We start from the raw sequence: 16523 nt of genomic DNA on the forward strand, positions 1-16523 counted from the left end.
TCCACCGCTACCGGGGGCAAGCCCCCTCCAACATTTGGAGGCTTAGGGTTACGACTTTCGGGGTTTGATCCGCGCGGTCGGCTCGGCTATCAGCGGATCATCCGGCCAGTAATGCTTGGGATAACGCCCCTTCAGATCCTTCTTCACCTCGGCATAGGTACTGCGCCAGAAGTTCGCCAGGTCCTGAGTCACTTGCACCGGGCGTCTTGCCGGGGACAACAGGTGCAGCTTCACCACTTGGCGCCCGCCGGCGATGCGCGGGGTGTCGGCCAGGCCGAATAATTCCTGCAAACGCACCGCCAGAACCGGCGGCTGCTCGCTGTAGTCCAAGCGCACCGATGAGCCCGAGGGGACTTTGATGTGCTGCGGCGCCAGTTCATCGAGGCGCTGGGGCAGCGGCCAGGGCAGCAGGTTATGCAGGTAGCTGGAAATATCCAGGTTAGCGAAGTGGCTCAGGCGCGAGACTTTACCCAGGTATGGCATCAGCCAATGCTCCAGGCCGGCCAGCAACGCGCTGTCACTGAGGTCGGGCCATTCGCTGATTTTGCCGGCGTCCAACTGGCGCAGCAGCATCACGCGGGATTGCCATTGGCGCAGTTCCGGGGTCCAGGGTAATAGCTCCAGACCTTTGCGCCGCACCAGGTTGACCAAAGCCTGGCTGCGTGCAGCTTCGTCGAGGCCGGCCAGCGGTTCGCGGCTGAGCACCAGTTCGCCGACTTTGCGCTGACGCTCGGCGCGCAGTACGCCTTCGCGTTCGTCCCAATCCAGTTGATCGACGTTGCGGACTTGTTCGGCGAGCACCGTGTCGAACAACGTCGGATCGAAATCCGCCGCCAGGTAGATGCGTTCTTCGCGCTGGCCCTGACGGCTACCCAGGTCGGCGATTACCAACCACGGCTGTTTCATCAGGCTATCAGCCTCCGCGAATAGCGCCGCGCGACCGTTGGCCAAGCGGTATTCGGCTCCGCCTGGGCGGCGTTGCTGGGCCACGCGATCCGGGTAAGCCAGCGCCAGCAAGGCGCCGAGCCAGCGCGGGTGATCGGGATCGGCCACCGCTTGGGTCGGCTTGCCGCGCAGATACCCGCGGTATTGCCGCGCCAGTTGCTTGGCCCGCTGCACGCCACCTTGGCTGCCGCGCGCGCGCTCCTTGCCGGACAACAACGCCAGACGGCTATGCAGGTCCGCACCGCCACCGCGCACGATATCGCGCTCGCCCAACAGCGCAGCGACGTCACACGCGGTCGCCGCCAGCCCCAGGTCCTGCCCGCGCAGCAGCAAATGGGCGATGCGCGGATGGGCCGGCAATTCGGCCATTTTCTGGCCGTGGGCGGTAAGCGTGTCGTCATTCAATGCCCCCAGACGCACCAGCAAGTCCTGGGCCTGGGCATAGGCCGCGCTCGGCGGCGCATCCAGCCACACCAGTTGGTTCGGCGTCACGCCCCAGCGCGCCAACTGCAGGGCCAGACTGGCGAGGTCGGCGGCGAGAATTTCTGCGCTGCCATACGCGGCCAGGCCTTCATGCTGGTCTTCGGACCACAACCGATAACACACCCCCGGCTCCAGGCGCCCGGCCCGGCCGGCGCGCTGGGTCGCACTGGCGCGGGAGATGCGTTGGGTGTCGAGGCGGGTCATGCCGCTGCCGGGGTCGAAACGCGGCACTCGTGCCAACCCGGCGTCAATCACTACACGCACGCCATTGATGGTCAGGCTGGTCTCGGCGATGTTGGTGGCCAGGACCACCTTGCGTTTGCCGGGCGGCGCAGGGTCGATAGCGGCGCGCTGGGCGTTGAGGTCCAGCTCGCCGTGCAGCGGGCACAGCAACACGTCGGGGCGATCACCCAGGGCGTCGGCGAGTTGCTGGTTGACCCGACGAATCTCCGCCTGGCCCGGCAAGAACACCAACACGCTGCCGGTTTCGTCATGCAGGGCTTCAAGGATGGTTTGCACCACGCGCGGTTCGATAAATTCACCGGGCTGGTACGGCCGCCCCCAGCGCATCTGCACCGGGAACATGCGCCCTTCGCTGCGCAGGATCGGTGCGTCGCCCAGCAAACCGGCCAGGCGCTCGCCTTCGAGGGTGGCGGACATCAACAGAATTTTCAGCGGCTGCTCATCGCGAAACAGCTCACGACCGTTCAGGCTCAGGGCCAGGGCCAGGTCGGCGTCGAGACTGCGCTCGTGAAATTCATCGAAGATCAGCAGGCCCACGCCCTCCAGCGCCGGGTCGTCCTGCAAGCGCCGCGTGAGAATACCTTCGGTGACCACTTCGATACGCGTGTTGGGGCCGACCTTGCTGTCGAGGCGGATGCGATAGCCGACGGTGTCGCCAACCTTTTCCCCCAGTTCGCTGGCCAGGCGTTCGGCGGCGGCGCGGGCGGCCAGGCGCCGCGGTTCGAGCATCAGGATGGTCTGCCCGGCCAGCCACGTTTCATTTAATAAGGCCAAGGGCACGCGGGTGGTTTTACCGGCGCCGGGCGGTGCTTCGAGCACGGCTTCATGGCGATTGGCCAAAGCGTCACGCAGGGCGGGTAAAACATCATCGATGGGCAACGAATTCATACTGGCTCCAAAGCAGAGCGGCGAGTATAACGGCGAACTGCCGGATGCCGACGCTGGTCTCAAGGCCGGTGTTATATAGTCGCGTATCAACCCTGTTGAGGAGCTTGTCCATGCGTATCGCTTCCCGTGTCATCGGCGGTGTTTTAGCCGTCACCCTGCTCAGCCAATTGACCGCCTGCGGTTCGATCTTCTACCCCGACCGCCGTGGTCAGATCGACGGCAAGATCGACCCGGCCATTGCCGTGCTCGACGCCGTGGGCCTGCTGTTTTATGTGATCCCCGGCCTGATCGCGTTTGGCGTCGACTTCGCCACGGGCGCGATCTATTTCGAACCGGGCAAGACTGCCCAGGTCGCCCCGGAAAAACTCCACGAAGCCATCGGCGCCGACGGCCAGGTCGACAACGCCAAGCTGCAAAGCATCATCCAGAAAGAAACCGGCCACAGCCTGCCGCTGGACGACCCGCGCCTGATCCAGTTCAAGGGCAGCGTGCAGCAACTTGCCGCCCTCGGCCTGCAACCCGCCGCGTAAGGACTGCCCATGATCAGCAGTCCCGAACACGCCCGCCTGTTGCGCCTGGCGACCCGTGCGTCAGTGGCGGTCGCCTGCGTATTGATTGTTACCAAGGCTATCGCCTGGTGGTTCAGCGGCTCGGTGAGCATGCTCGCGGGCTTGACCGACTCGTTGCTGGACGGCGTGACGTCGCTGCTGAACCTACTCGCAGTCCATTACGCGCTGCGGCCGGCCGACGACGATCACCGCTATGGGCATGGCAAGGCGGAATCGCTGTCGGGCATGGCCCAGGCGCTGTTTATCAGTGGCAGTGCGGTGCTGATTGCATTGCAGGCTTATGAACGCTTGCAGCATCCGGAACCGGTAGGGGCGCCGTGGCTGAGCATCGGTGTGATCGTGTTCTCTCTGCTGCTGACCGTGGGGTTACTGACGCTGCAACACCGGGTGGTCCGTGAAACCGGCTCCAACGCGGTGCGCGCCGACTCATTGCACTACCGCTCGGACTTGCTGCTCAACGGCAGCATCCTGCTGGCGTTGGTGCTGGCGGCCATGGGCTGGCATCAGGTGGATGCTTGGTTCGGCCTGGGGATTGCGGCTTACATTTTGTGGAGCGCGATCCATATCGCCCGGGAAAGCTTTGCGGTGCTGATGGACGAGGAATTGCCGCCGGAGGTCAGCCAGCACATGCTGGAACTGGCCCGTGGCGTGCCAGGCGTGCTGGGCGCCCATGACCTGCGCACGCGGGTATCGGGCAACCATTGGTTTGTGCAGTTGCACCTGGAACTGCCGGGGGATCTGAGCCTGTCAGTAGCTCACGGCATCAGCGACCAGGCCGCCGACGCCATTCACGCCGCCTACCCGCGCGCCGAAGTGTTGGTACACGCCGACCCGCAGGAAGTGGTCACAGGCGCCAAGGATTAGTACTGCACCTGATAGCCGCGACTGCTCAGGCAGTTGCCTTGGGCCTGGCGGTAGGTCTGCACCACCGCCGGGTCGGGTGCGTAGGTGACGGCCTGGGGGTCGAAGCCGCTTTGCTGCACCGCCCAGCGATAACAGTCATAACCGTCCTGTTGCACCTGGGCCGGTGATTGGCCATTGGCGGGATAGGCCACCACGTCATAACCATTGCCCTGGGGCGCAGGCTGCGGCGCGGGAACCGCTGCCGGCGGCTGCACCACCACGTATTGCTGGGTGCTTTCTTCGTAGGCGTAATAAGCGCCGGCGGCGAGGAACAGCAGCGAACCGCCGACCCACACTTCCCGCGCATAGTCCGGCAGGTAATGCACGCGGATGCCATACGGCGGCGCAACCACCACATAGCGCGGGCCTTGGGGGCGATACCAGTAACCGCCGGAGAAGAAGTAGTCCTGGCCGCGATAGGGCACGCGGTAGTTGCGGTCGGGAAAGCGGTCCACCACATAACCCGGACGGTACTGCGGGCCGGGGCCCCAGCCATTACCGTGACCATCGGGGCGGCCAGGCCAGCGATGGTCATCCGGATGCCCGTTGTAGCCGGGGCGCGAACCGGGGCCGCCGGCCTCCCAATGGCGGTTGTCGTCGCTGCGTCGAGGTATGTCACGGTAGTAACCCTGGCGCGGCTCCTGGGTCTGGCGCACGGTATCGGGGCGCCCCTGGATCGGCAGGTTATTCGACGGCTGCGGCGCCGGCCGCGCCTGCTCGTTGCCTTGTGGCCGCGCCTGCCATTGACCGCCGCCTTTCGGGCCGCCGCGTTCATAATGCTCGTTCTGCGGGCGTGGTTGAGGGTTCTCGGGACGCGGTGGACTGTTCTCCGGCCGCCGCCCGCCCTCAGGGCCTCGCTCATGCTGCCCACCGCCCTGCGGCCCTTGGCCTTCGCGAGGTACGTTATCGCGCTCGTCGGCCAATACCTGCGTGCCGACACCGACCACCAGCAAACCAACACCTGCCAAACGCCAGATGCGCTTCATGCTTTTCCTCACTGCGATTCAGGGCTTGAACATGAGACTGGGAAAGCCTCGCCCGGTTCTGAGACAGGTTATCAGTCACGAGAACAATTTTCTTAAGGCAAAAGAAAAGGGGCGACCCGTCGGCTACCCCTTGAGAATTTCGTCCTGGCTCAACGCTTTTGACGTTGGCTCACCTCACGCCGTCTTGTGGACAGTGTGCAGCCTGGAGGCCGGCTCAACCCTGCTGGGGTGGCGGCCGCAGCGGGCCTGATTGGGCGAGCTGCAGTGGACTGTTGTCCAGGCGGTGATTCTGTTGCTAACGATACGCGCCAGCGCCCGACAGATGATTGCGAAGATTGCGTCAATAAACAGTGCTTGCGCAATTTTTAACCCTTCATAGATAATTCGCCGCAATAGTTACGACAAAGGCCAACCCAATGAGCAAGCTTGACCGATATGACCTGAGTATTTTGGCTGAATTGCAGCGCGATGCGCGGATCTCCAACCAGGAGTTGGCCGAACGCATCGGCCTGTCGCCGTCGCCGTGCTCACGCCGGGTCAAGCAGTTGGAAGACGATGGCTACATCGCGCGCCAGGTCGCCCTGCTCGACCGCAAGATGCTCGGCCTGAGCCTGACCGCGTACGTGCTGATCGGCATGGACCGCCACACCCCCGAACGTTTCGAAAACTTCGAAGCCGCCATCCGCACCCTGCCCCAGGTACTGGAATGCAGCCTGGTCACCGGCATGGATGCGGACTATCAGTTGAAGGTGGTGGTGCCGGACATGGATCACTATCAGAAATTGCTGCTAGGGCACTTAACCCGTATTGAAGGCGTAACCAGCGTACGTTCAAGCTTTGTACTCAACCAAGTGCTCAACAGCACAGAGCTGCCACTGACCCACCTACGCACCTAAGGTCAATGAAGATCAAATGTGGGAGGGGGCTTGCACCCGATAGCAATACTTCAGTCAGCTTATCCATAGCTGACCCCCGCCCACATTTTGATTGCACTTCGATCCAGGTCAATGTTGCGCTTGTGACACTGCCCTATACTCGCCGCCTGCCCCGTTGGAAGAGCCCATGAACAACATCGACCCCGCCCTGTTTGAAGAATGGATGATGACCGGCCTGGTCACGATTCTGATTATTTTCATGGGCTTTATCGTCTGGGACCTGGCGAAGAAATCCAAGGCCGGACGCTTCGGCTCGTTCATCCTGTTCTTCGTGCTGGGCCTGGGCGTGGCGGCGTTTATCATCAAAAGCGTGGTGATTGGCCTGATCGAATCCGGCGCTTTATAAACGCGCCGGGACTTCCTTCCATTGGCCTTGGTCCAGGCCGTCGATTGTCCAATCGCCAATGCGCACCCGCACCAGCCGCAGGGTCGGCAAGCCCACGGCGGCGGTCATGCGCCGCACTTGGCGGTTACGCCCTTCTCGAATCACCAGTTCAAGCCAGTACGTCGGGATGTTTTTGCGAAAGCGTACCGGTGGGTTGCGTGGCCATAACGCGGGCTCATCCAAGCGCCGAGCCTCGGCGGGCAAGGTTTTGCCGTCGTTGAGTTCTACCCCATCGCGCAGGCGTTGCAGCAATTCTTCCGTGGGTTCGCCCTCCACCTGCACCCAGTAGGTTTTCGCCAACTTGTGCTTAGGGTCGGCAATGCGCGCCTGCAACTGGCCATCGTTGGTCAGCAGCAGCAAGCCTTCGCTGTCACGGTCCAGACGGCCCGCCGGGTAGATGCCGGGAATGTCGATGAAGTCCTTGAGCGTCGCGCGCCCGCCTTCGTCGCTGAACTGGGTCAGCACGTCGAATGGTTTATTGAACAGGATCAACTTCGGCTCGGCCGGCGGCGCCTTGGCAACGCGACGCGCAGCGGAATACGGAGGTTTCACGCCAGGGCGGCGCGAATCGGGACGGGTGGGACGAGACATGGCAGAACAACATCTAACGGTCAGGACCGACAATGCTAGTGGCCTGACCGTTAAATGACCATCCCAACCGCTTAGCGGAACGGCGGCTCGTCGAAGCTGCGCAGTTTGCGCGAGTGCAGCGAGTTGAGTTCGTTGCGCAGCAGGTCCACCGCTTCGATGCCAATCTTCAAGTGCTGGCTCACTGCGCGCTCATAGAACGCGTTGGCCGAACCAGGCAATTTGATTTCACTGTGCAGCGGTTTATCCGATACACACAGCAACGTGCCGTACGGCACCCGCAAGCGATAGCCCTGGGCGGCGATGGTGCCGCTTTCCATGTCCACGGCCACGGCGCGGGACAGGTTGATCAGCGGTCGCTCCTGGGCCCAGCGCAGCTCCCAGTTGCGATCGTCGTAAGTCAGCACGGTGCCGGTGCGCAGGCGTTTTTTCAGCTGTTCGCCTTTTTCACCGGTAACGTGGGCCGCCGCTTGCTGGAGCGCCAGTTGCACTTCGGCCAGGGCCGGGATCGGGATATTCGGCGGCACCACACGGTCGAGGATGCCATCGCGACGCATATAAGCGTGAGCCAGGACGTAGTCACCGATGGTCTGGGATTGGCGCAGGCCGCCGCAGTGGCCAATCATCAGCCAGCAATGCGGACGCAGTACGGCCAGGTGATCGGTGATGTTCTTGGCGTTGGACGGGCCCACGCCGATATTGACCAGGGTCACACCGTGACCATCGCTGGCCTGCAAGTGATAGGCCGGCATCTGGTAGCGGTGCCAGACCACGCCGGCGGCAATGGCCGAGGCTTCGCCGTGATCCATGCTCTTGTCGATCACCACGTTGCCCGGCAGCACCATGCGGATAAAACGTGGGTCGCTGCGCAATTGTTCCAGGCCATGCAGGATGAACTGGTCGACATAGCGGTGATAGTTGGTCAGCAGAATCCAGGGTTGTACGTGGCGCCAGTCGCTGCCGGTGTAATGCACCAGGCGGCGCAGGGAAAAGTCCACGCGGGCCGCATCGAACAGCGCCAGGGGCAGTGGGTTGGTGTTTTCCCAGTCATACAGACCATCGGCGATGCCGTCGGTGGCGGCCGACAGGTCGGTGCTCGGGAATACGCGGGCCAGGGTGGCAGCAGTCACGCCGGAGCCGGCGAGTTCATCGCCCTGCTCGACCACATACGGGTAAGGAATATTCTGTTGGCTGACGCCCACTTCCACCGTCACGGTGAAGTCGTGCATCAACGGCACCAGTTGCTCCAGCAGGTACTTACGGAACGCCGCAGGATGGGTGACGGTCACGCTGTAGGTGCCCGGCAGTTGCACCTTGGCATAGGCGCGGGTGGTCTGTGGGACTTCGCCGTGGCAGTGGTAGGTCAGGCGCAGCTCGGGGTAGCGGAACAGCGCGCGTTGCTCGGCGTCGGGTTCGACGCGGTCCTTGAGGTATTGCTTGAGGGCCTGATTGAGCGCGCCGGTAGCTCGCTCATGCAGAGCCGCCAGCCGGTCCACGGCTTCTTCGGCGGTTTTAACGACAACAAAAGCTTCGGTCACGGTAAGCATCCTGTGTTCTGACATGCAGGCCTGTATCTTGCCTGCATCCCAGCCGCACCGAAACAGTGGCGTTGGAATGCACTCAATAATGTGGGAGAGGCTTGCCCCCTCCCCCCTTTGGACCGGGCTTATTCAGAAACAGAAGGCGTTGAGCGGGCGACAATCGCCGCCACATCCACACCTCGCGGCAAGGCGCCATAAGCGCGGCCGGAGGAATCGCTCAAGCGGCTGGCAATAAAACCGTCGCTGACCGCGGCATTCCCCGCCTCCAACAACAGCTTGGCCTGCAAGGCCACGGCAATGTCCTCGGTTAACTGCCGCGCGCGGTATTGGATGTCCTGGGTATCCATAAAAGCTGACTTTAGCTGTTCGATATGCCGCGCCAAATGCCGGTCGCCGTGGCCATTGCCCAGTTCGATAAACAGCGTCTCCAATACGCCCGGTTCCTTGGACAGCGCACGCAGCACATCCAGGCATTGCACGTTGCCGGAGCCTTCCCACGTTGAATTCACCGGTGCCTCACGGTACAGGCGCGGCAGGATGCTGTCCTCCACATAACCGGCGCCGCCCATGCACTCGGCGGCCTCGTTGATCATGGCCGGCGCGCGTTTGCAGATCCAATACTTGCCCACCGCCGTCACCAGCCGTGCGAATTTACTCTCCTGCTCGTCATCCAAATGGTCCAACGCCCTCCCCATGCGCATGCTCAAGGCCAGGGATGCTTCACTTTCCAGGGCCAGGTCGGCCAGCACGTTTTGCATCAGCGGTTGCTCGCTGAGCACGCGGCCGCTCACCGAGCGATGGGCGCAATGATGGCTGGCCTGGGTCAGGGCCTGGCGCATCAGGGCGCTGGAGCCGACCATGCAATCGAAGCGGGTCATGGCCACCATCTCGATGATGGTCGGCACACCACGGCCTTCTTCGCCGACCATCCAGGCCAGGGCGCCGCGAAACTCCACTTCGCTGGAGGCGTTAGAACAATTGCCGAGTTTGTTTTTCAGGCGCTGGATGTAGAACTCGTTGCGGGTGTCATCCGGGCGGTGCCTTGGCAGTAGGAAACAGCTCAGGCCCTTGTCAGTCTGGGCCAGCGTGAGGAACCCATCGCACATCGGCGCGGAACAGAACCACTTGTGGCCCACCAGCTCATACGCCTGCCCAGGGCCGCCAGCGCCCACCGGATAAGCCCGGGTGGTGTTGGCGCGCACGTCGGTGCCGCCTTGCTTCTCGGTCATGGCCATGCCGAGGGTGGCACCGGCCTTGTGGGCGATGCCGACGTTGCGCGGGTCGTATTGGGTGCTGAGGATTTTCGGCAGCCAGGTCTTGGCCAAATCCGGCTGCAACCGCAACGCCGGTACGCAGGCAAAGGTCATGGTCAATGGGCAACCGCTGCCGGCTTCGGCCTGGCTGTGCAGGTAGGTCATGGCGGCGCGGGCCACATGGGCGCCGGCCTGCGGATGAGCCCAGGGCAGCGAAGGTAGGCCATGTTCGACGGCGGTGCGCATCAGCTCGTGATAGGCGGGGTGAAACTCAACCAGATCAATGCGGTGACCGTAACGGTCGTGGCTGTTGAACACCGGTTTGTGTTGATTGGCCAGAAACCCAGCCGCCATCAACGGCCCGCCGGCCAATGCGCCATAGGTATCGATGCGCGAGTGCGCCCAACCGGCGCCGAAACGTCGCGACCACTCTTGCAGGGGCAGGTCGATGCGGTACAGGTTGACGCCGTCCAGGGAGGGCGGTTGGTTGGTCACGTCGTGGGTTTCGGCAAATTGATGCAGGTTCATCACGGGCGTCCTGGAAAAAAGGCCACGCTCAGTTGAGGCCGGTTTTTTCAGTTAAGCACCGCTACCGCGCTTAAAAAAGTGACATACGCGCCGAATGCGCGGCGCTTTCACCCTCTAAAACCCCTAGCACGCAGCGCTCCATCACCGCTTGCAGCGCCTCGAAACGCACCGGTTTGGTCAAACGCTCAGTGACACCTACGCCCAGGCACCGCTCTCGCTCAGGCACATTCGACGATGTACCCAGGGCGATCACCGGCAATTCTCCCCCACCAGGCAGTGCGCGGATCTGACAGCACACAGAGAAGCTTCCTTCGGGAAGGTCCAACAGAACCGCGTCAAACGCCTGCGCTTGCAGCGCCTCCAACGCCGCAGGGCCACTGTCGACGGTTTTGACCCGATAGCCGAGCTTGAGCAGCATGCCGCGCACGGCCAGTTGACCGACGCTGTTGTCATCCACCAACAACACCGCGCAATCCTGCGGCGCTCGTTGCCGGGCCGGCGCCGGCTTGGCTTCGGACGGAACCGAGCGCACCTGCATTTCGAGCTGGAAGCGACTGCCCTTGCGGGGTTCGGAATGATGGGTGAGGCGCCCGCCGATCAGTTCGATCAATTGCCGGCAGATCGCCAGACCGATGCCCAACCCGCCGTATTCGCGGGTGGTCGATCCATCCAGTTGGAAGAAGCGCTGATACAGCGTGGCCTCATCCAGGGAGGCAAAACCAATGCCGGTGTCAGTCACGATAAAACTCAGGTGCACGCCGCCGTCGCGGTGAGGCACTCCCACCACGCGCAGGCGTACCGAACCTTCGTGGGTGAATTTGAAGGCATTGTCCAGCAGGCAATCCAGGCACTGAATAAGCTTGTCGACATCCCCCTCCAGACGGTCCGGCAGCTCATCCGCCACGTCGATGGAAAACGCCAGGCCCTTGCCCTGGGCGCTGGTATTAAATTGCTGGCGCAGGCTGTTGAGCACGCCACGCAGGCTGAACACGCGGTGTTGCGCACTCAGGCGACCGGCCTGCAATTCGGTGAGGGTGAGGATGCCATTGACCATGCGCATCATGTCCCGCGCGGAGCCGGCGGCGGTCTGATGGTATTGGGCCAGATCGTGACTCAGGGGCACCGTCTGCATGAGTTCCAGGGAACCGATCACGCCGTTCATCGGCGTGCGTAGTTCGTGGGTCAGGGTGGCGAGAAACTCATCCTTGAGCCGGTTGCTGCGGGCCAATTGGGAGTTAAGCACTTCGAGCTTTTGGCTGGCATCGAACAGAATCTGCGCCTGCTGCTCGCGCATGGCGTTGATGCGGTCGGCCAGGGCCAGGGACAGCAGTGCCACTTCAATCGCCGAACCGATCTGACTGGCGTACATGGTCAGGAACATATTGGGCAGATAGCCCAGCACCATCAGGGTGTTGACCACCCCGCCCAGCAGGAACGCCGACCAGGCGATGATGAAGTAACGCGCCACCCTCTGCCCGCAGTACCAGGCCTTGATGGCGGCGACGAAGATGGTCACGGTGAACACCAGCGCCAGGCCCGTGGCCAGACGCAACGCCAGCGCGTAGCTGGTCATCAACGACAGCAGCATGACCACTGCCCCGCACGCCACCAGCGCCAGCAACACACGGTTGATCCAGCGACTGTGTTGAGCGGTGTGCAAAAAGCTGCGCGCGAACAGACTGCCGAACAGCGCCGACGCGCCGATCAGAAACGGTGTCGCGGCGTTCGTCCACCAAGGGTTGTTGGGCCAGAAATATTCCACCGCCGCGCCGTTTACCGACAACTGGTACAGACCGAACGAGGCGATATAGAAGATGTAATACAAGTAGCTGGTGTCGCGCACGCTGAGGTAGATGAACAGGTTATAAACCAGCATCCCCAGCAACACGCCATAGATCAGACCCAGCACATACAGGCGCAGCGGCTGCTGTTCCAGATACGCGGTGCTCGACCAGAGGGTCAGCGGCGCCTGAATCGAGCCCTCGCTCTGCACTCGCAGATAAACGGTTTTATCCTCGCCCGGGGTGAAATCCAACTTGAACAGGTAGTTGTTCTGACGGATCTCGCGACTGGCGAACGGCAACGCATCTCCAGTGCGCCTGACCAAACGATAGGTGCCCGTGCTGTCGGGCAGGTACAGGTCCAGATGGTCCAGCGGCGGGTACGCCAGCTCCAGCAGCCAGGTGCGTCGGGCCTCGGCGTTGTGGGGCACATAGTGCAGATTGAGCTTGAGCCAGAACACCGAACGCGAATAGCCGGCGTTGAGGGTGTCCTTATCGTGGAGCTTGAATTGCGCGAGCGCGGAAGGCGCGCTGACATCGGCAATGGTGAGGGCGGCGCTCGGGTCTTCGAGCACTTGCAGGGCTCGGCCCAGGGGCAGGCTTCGGGTGTCCTGGTTGAACTCAATGGCGCTGGCGAGCATCGGCAGCCCGCACAACAATAGAATCAGCAAATAGCGCATAGAGCCCCAGCGTGGCCTGTCCGGTTATATCAAAAGCCCCCCATTCCTTTTGAGAAGACGTACACCGGCGGTACAGATAAGTTGTTTGAATCCACTCTAGCATAGCCGTTGCAGGCCATTGGACACCATTGAAATAATTTTTTGAAAGGCTCTAGATCAAGGCTTTCAGCGCTGTTTTTCAGGGTTTCAGGCAGCAAAAGAAACTCGCCGGGTGCGACAACATTCAGCCACCGCCCGAAGGCCACGCAAAAAGCGTTTGGTGGTAAGCTCGCCCACCATGAATATCTACAGCTCTCGCCCTGTTGTCCTCTGTCTCTCCGGCCATGATCCCAGTGGTGGCGCCGGCTTGCAGGCAGATATCGAAGCCCTGCTCGCCCAGGGTTGCCATGCGGCTCCGGCCGTCACCGCGCTGACCGTGCAGAACACGGTGAACGTCAGCGACTTCCGCGTGCTCGACCGCGAGTGGGTGCTGGCCCAGGCCAACGCCGTGCTCAGCGACTCCGAGGTGGCGGCGGTCAAGCTGGGCATGCTCGGCTCCACCGCGATGGTCGACACCGTAGTCGAGCTGCTGCAGGCGCACCCGCACCTGCCGGTAGTCTGCGACCCGGTGCTGCGCGCCGGTGGTGGCGGTAGCCTGGGCAAGGACGAAGTGGGCTACGCGATGCGTGAGCGGTTGTTGCCGCTGTCGCTGATCGCCACGCCGAACCTGCCCGAGGCACGTATCCTCGCCGAGCTGCCCGAAGGCACGGCGGACGAGTGCGCCGACAAGCTGCTGCCGTTTATCAAACACCTGTTGATCACCGGTGGTCATGGCGACGAGCATGAAGTGCACAACCGCCTATATAGCCGCGACGGCACGCGCCAGACCTTCACCTGTCAGCGCCTGCCGGGCAGCTATCACGGTTCGGGCTGCACGCTGGCCAGTGCTTTGGCCGGGCGTCTCGCCCAGGGCGAGGGCCTGGTCAGCGCCGTGCAATCGGCCCTCAACTACACTTGGCGCACGTTGCGTGACGCCGAACAACTCGGCCAGGGCCAGTTCGTACCGCGCCGGCTGCCGCTGGATTTCTGCTCGTAGGCGCCTGCTCGCCACTTCAAGGGACATGCCCGATGAAATTACGTGGCCTTTACGCCATAACCGACGGCCAACTGTTGGCCGGCAAATTCCTAGCCTACGTCGAAGCGGCGTTGGACGGTGGCGTGACCCTGCTGCAGTACCGCGACAAAAGCAGCGATGACGCGCGCCGCCTGCGCGAAGCCGAAAAGCTGCGAGAACTGTGCTCGCGCTACAAGACCCAACTGATCATCAACGACGACGCCGAACTGGCCGCGCGCCTGGGCGTCGGCGTGCACCTGGGCCAGACCGACGGCCCGCTCACCCCGGCCCGTGCGCTGCTCGGCCCCAAAGCCATTATCGGCGCCACCTGCCACAGCCAGATCGAACTGGCCGAACAGGCCGCCAAGGAAGGCGCCAGTTACGTGGCGTTTGGCCGCTTCTTCAATTCCAACACCAAGCCCGGCGCCCCGGCCGCCACGCTGGAGATGCTGGCCGAAGCGCATCAGCGCCTGCATGTGCCCATCTGCGTGATCGGCGGCATCACTCTGGAGAACGCCGAACCGCTGGTGGCCCAGGGCGCCGACCTGCTCGCCGTGGTCCACGGCCTGTTCGGTGCCGACAGCACCCAGGAAGTGACGCGCCGCGCCCGCGCCTTCAACGACCTTCTTAAATCTTCAGTTTAGAGAGCCCGCTCATGTCCCGTTCCGAAACCCTGTTTGCCAATGCCCAGAAACACATCCCCGGTGGTGTGAACTCCCCCGTGCGTGCGTTCAAAAGCGTGGGCGGCACGCCGTTGTTCTTCAAACATGCCGAAGGCGCCTACGTCACTGACGAAGACGACAAGCGCTACGTGGACTACGTGGGCTCGTGGGGCCCGATGATCCTCGGCCACAGCCATCCGGACGTGCTGGACGCCGTGCGCAAGCAGTTGGAACACGGCCTGTCCTATGGCGCGCCGACCGCCATGGAAACCGAGATGGCTGACCTGGTGTGCTCCATCGTGCCGTCGATGGAGATGGTGCGCATGGTCAGTTCCGGCACCGAAGCCACCATGAGTGCGATCCGCCTGGCTCGCGGCTTTACCGGGCGCGACAGCATCATCAAGTTCGAAGGCTGCTACCACGGCCACTCCGACAGCCTGCTGGTCAAGGCCGGGTCCGGCGCGCTGACCCAAGGCGTACCGAGCTCGGCCGGTGTGCCGGCGGCGTTCGCCAAACACACCCTGACCCTGCCCTTCAACGACATCGCCGCCGTGGAGCACATGCTCAGTGAAGTCGGCCAGGAGGTGGCGTGCATCATCGTCGAGCCGGTGGCGGGCAACATGAACTGCGTACCGCCGGCGCCGGGCTTCCTCGAAGGCCTGCGCGAGCAATGCGACAAACATGGCGTGGTGCTGATCTTCGACGAAGTGATGACCGGTTTCCGCGTAGCCTTGGGCGGCGCGCAGGCGTACTACGGCGTCACGCCGGACCTGAGCACCTTCGGCAAGATCATCGGCGGCGGTATGCCGGTGGGCTGCTTCGGCGGCAAGCGCGAAATCATGCAGCACATCGCCCCGCTGGGCCCGGTGTACCAGGCCGGCACGCTGTCGGGTAACCCGCTGGCCATGGCCGCCGGCCTGACCACCCTGCGGTTGATCAGCCGTCCGGGCTTCCACGCCGAACTGACCGACTACACCACGCGCCTGCTCGACGGCCTGCAACAGCGCGCCGATGCGGCCGGTATCCCATTCGTCACCACCCAGGCCGGCGGTATGTTCGGCCTGTATTTCAGCGGCGCCGACGATATCGTCACCTTCGACGACGTGATGGGCAGCGATGCGGACCTGTTCAAGCGCTTCTTCCACCTGATGCTCGAGGGCGGCGTTTACCTGGCGCCAAGCGCGTTCGAAGCCGGTTTCACCTCCATCGCCCATGGCGACGCCGAGTTGAAACTGACCCTCGATGCCGCTGAACGCGCCTTCGCCGCTCTGAAATAAACATTTGAAACCGGTAGGCGCCACCCCAGTGGCGCCTGATGGACTACTTTGCCTACGGATATTTCCGAGTTTTTTCGAGAAATAACCTGAAATCCGGCAGATAACTTGCCCAACCAGCAGAAAAACGAGTAAAGACTTTGTAAGCAGGGGCCTGCTTATTTCATAATGCGCGCTTATTGGATCCCACGAGGATCCGCGCGCCCCGTCAGAGGTAAGTCGATTCCCATGAAACGCACCGGCCGCACCCTGGTTCTGGGCTGCCTGTTGCTCCTTCAGCCGCTGCTGGCACATGCACAAGCAGGCGGCAACTCGTTGTTAATCCCAGCGATGGGTCGTTGCACCCTCAATACCCAGCCAGACAGCCAGGCCGAAGCGCTGAGCGCGTGCCAGAAACAGGCCGACGACGGGGATGCCCAGGCGCAATACGAGTTGGGCGAGTACTACCATGACAGCAAAAACCCCGCTCGCGACCTCAACAAAGCCCTGAGCTATTTCGAAAAAGCATCGTTACAGGGCCACGCGCAGGCGCAATTCGAGCTGGGTAACATGTTCTTCCACGGTGAAGGTGTACCGGCCAATAACGTCCAGGCTTACATCGTGTTGAAAATGGCGGCGGTCAACGGCGCCGAAGACGCGCTGGACACAGCCGACGAAGTCGCCGAACACATGCAGCGCGATGAACTGGAGGTGGCTACCCAGGTACTGGGACAGATCTTCCGCAAGTACCTGCTGGAATTGCAAAGCGCCGACGGGCGTTCGCCCTTCTCGCCCCTGCCTTGATAA

Annotated in this window: 14 protein-coding genes; 8 read left to right on the forward strand and 6 right to left on the reverse strand. The window is 62.7% G+C overall.

Annotation, left to right across the window (positions count from 1 at the left end):
• Positions 1-48 precede the first annotated feature (48 nt).
• On the reverse strand, positions 49-2559 hold the full coding sequence (gene hrpB / locus ACFZPT_RS17960; RefSeq protein ID WP_034115187.1) for an ATP-dependent helicase HrpB: 2511 nt from the start codon (positions 2557-2559) through the stop codon (positions 49-51).
• A gap of 110 nt (positions 2560-2669) precedes the next feature.
• Here hrpB and ACFZPT_RS17965 point away from each other — a divergent pair, with 110 nt between their 5' ends.
• Positions 2670-3089, forward strand: a complete 420-nt coding sequence (locus tag ACFZPT_RS17965; RefSeq protein ID WP_034115188.1) for a hypothetical protein — start codon at positions 2670-2672, stop codon at positions 3087-3089.
• A gap of 9 nt (positions 3090-3098) precedes the next feature.
• Positions 3099-3992 (forward strand): cation diffusion facilitator family transporter, encoded by an 894-nt coding sequence (locus tag ACFZPT_RS17970; RefSeq protein ID WP_034100881.1) that lies wholly within the window; start codon positions 3099-3101, stop codon positions 3990-3992.
• Here ACFZPT_RS17970 and ACFZPT_RS17975 read toward each other — a convergent pair.
• Positions 3989-5017 (reverse strand): DUF6515 family protein, encoded by a 1029-nt coding sequence (locus ACFZPT_RS17975; RefSeq protein WP_034115189.1) that lies wholly within the window; start codon positions 5015-5017, stop codon positions 3989-3991. The two genes, ACFZPT_RS17970 and ACFZPT_RS17975, sit on opposite strands and share 4 nt — an antisense overlap.
• 416 nt (positions 5018-5433) lie before the next feature.
• Between ACFZPT_RS17975 and ACFZPT_RS17980 the strand changes: the two genes are divergently transcribed.
• Positions 5434-5913 carry an Lrp/AsnC family transcriptional regulator gene (locus ACFZPT_RS17980; RefSeq protein WP_003194418.1) on the forward strand — a complete coding sequence of 160 codons (480 nt, stop codon included), beginning with the start codon at positions 5434-5436 and terminating at the stop codon, positions 5911-5913.
• 175 nt (positions 5914-6088) lie between these two features.
• A complete protein-coding gene (locus ACFZPT_RS17985; RefSeq protein WP_025999909.1) occupies positions 6089-6298 on the forward strand; it encodes a DUF2788 domain-containing protein in 210 nt (69 codons plus the stop codon).
• On the opposite strand, the gene ACFZPT_RS17990 is transcribed toward ACFZPT_RS17985, so the two are convergent.
• The 4 genes from ACFZPT_RS17990 to ACFZPT_RS18005 form a co-directional block, all read right to left on the reverse strand.
• On the reverse strand, positions 6293-6928 hold the full coding sequence (locus tag ACFZPT_RS17990) for a pseudouridine synthase (protein WP_034100884.1): 636 nt from the start codon (positions 6926-6928) through the stop codon (positions 6293-6295). The two genes, ACFZPT_RS17985 and ACFZPT_RS17990, sit on opposite strands and share 6 nt — an antisense overlap.
• A gap of 71 nt (positions 6929-6999) precedes the next feature.
• Entirely contained in the window at positions 7000-8472 is a 1473-nt protein-coding gene (amn, locus tag ACFZPT_RS17995) for an AMP nucleosidase (RefSeq protein ID WP_162276694.1), read from the reverse strand.
• A gap of 119 nt (positions 8473-8591) precedes the next feature.
• Positions 8592-10247 carry an acyl-CoA dehydrogenase family protein gene (locus tag ACFZPT_RS18000; protein WP_034100886.1) on the reverse strand — a complete coding sequence of 552 codons (1656 nt, stop codon included), beginning with the start codon at positions 10245-10247 and terminating at the stop codon, positions 8592-8594.
• A gap of 70 nt (positions 10248-10317) precedes the next feature.
• Positions 10318-12708, reverse strand: coding sequence for a hybrid sensor histidine kinase/response regulator (locus ACFZPT_RS18005; RefSeq protein WP_034115190.1), 2391 nt, complete (start codon positions 12706-12708; stop codon positions 10318-10320).
• Between the two features lie 277 nt (positions 12709-12985).
• Here ACFZPT_RS18005 and ACFZPT_RS18010 point away from each other — a divergent pair, with 277 nt between their 5' ends.
• The 4 genes from ACFZPT_RS18010 (at position 12986) to ACFZPT_RS18025 (ending at position 16520) form a co-directional block, all read left to right on the forward strand.
• Positions 12986-13783 (forward strand): hydroxymethylpyrimidine/phosphomethylpyrimidine kinase, encoded by a 798-nt coding sequence (locus tag ACFZPT_RS18010; protein WP_034100888.1) that lies wholly within the window; start codon positions 12986-12988, stop codon positions 13781-13783.
• 32 nt (positions 13784-13815) lie between these two features.
• Positions 13816-14445 (forward strand): thiamine phosphate synthase, encoded by a 630-nt coding sequence (thiE, locus tag ACFZPT_RS18015; RefSeq protein WP_034100889.1) that lies wholly within the window; start codon positions 13816-13818, stop codon positions 14443-14445.
• A gap of 11 nt (positions 14446-14456) precedes the next feature.
• Positions 14457-15740, forward strand: a complete 1284-nt coding sequence (hemL, locus tag ACFZPT_RS18020) for a glutamate-1-semialdehyde 2,1-aminomutase (protein ID WP_099313208.1) — start codon at positions 14457-14459, stop codon at positions 15738-15740.
• A 225-nt stretch (positions 15741-15965) separates the two neighbouring features.
• Positions 15966-16520 (forward strand): tetratricopeptide repeat protein, encoded by a 555-nt coding sequence (locus ACFZPT_RS18025; RefSeq protein ID WP_034100891.1) that lies wholly within the window; start codon positions 15966-15968, stop codon positions 16518-16520.
• Positions 16521-16523: the final 3 nt, after the last annotated feature.

This window comes from Pseudomonas sp. MD330_10 (assembly GCF_042610415.1).
In the GTDB taxonomy this organism is placed as follows: Bacteria; Pseudomonadota; Gammaproteobacteria; order Pseudomonadales; family Pseudomonadaceae; genus Aquipseudomonas; species Aquipseudomonas rhodesiae.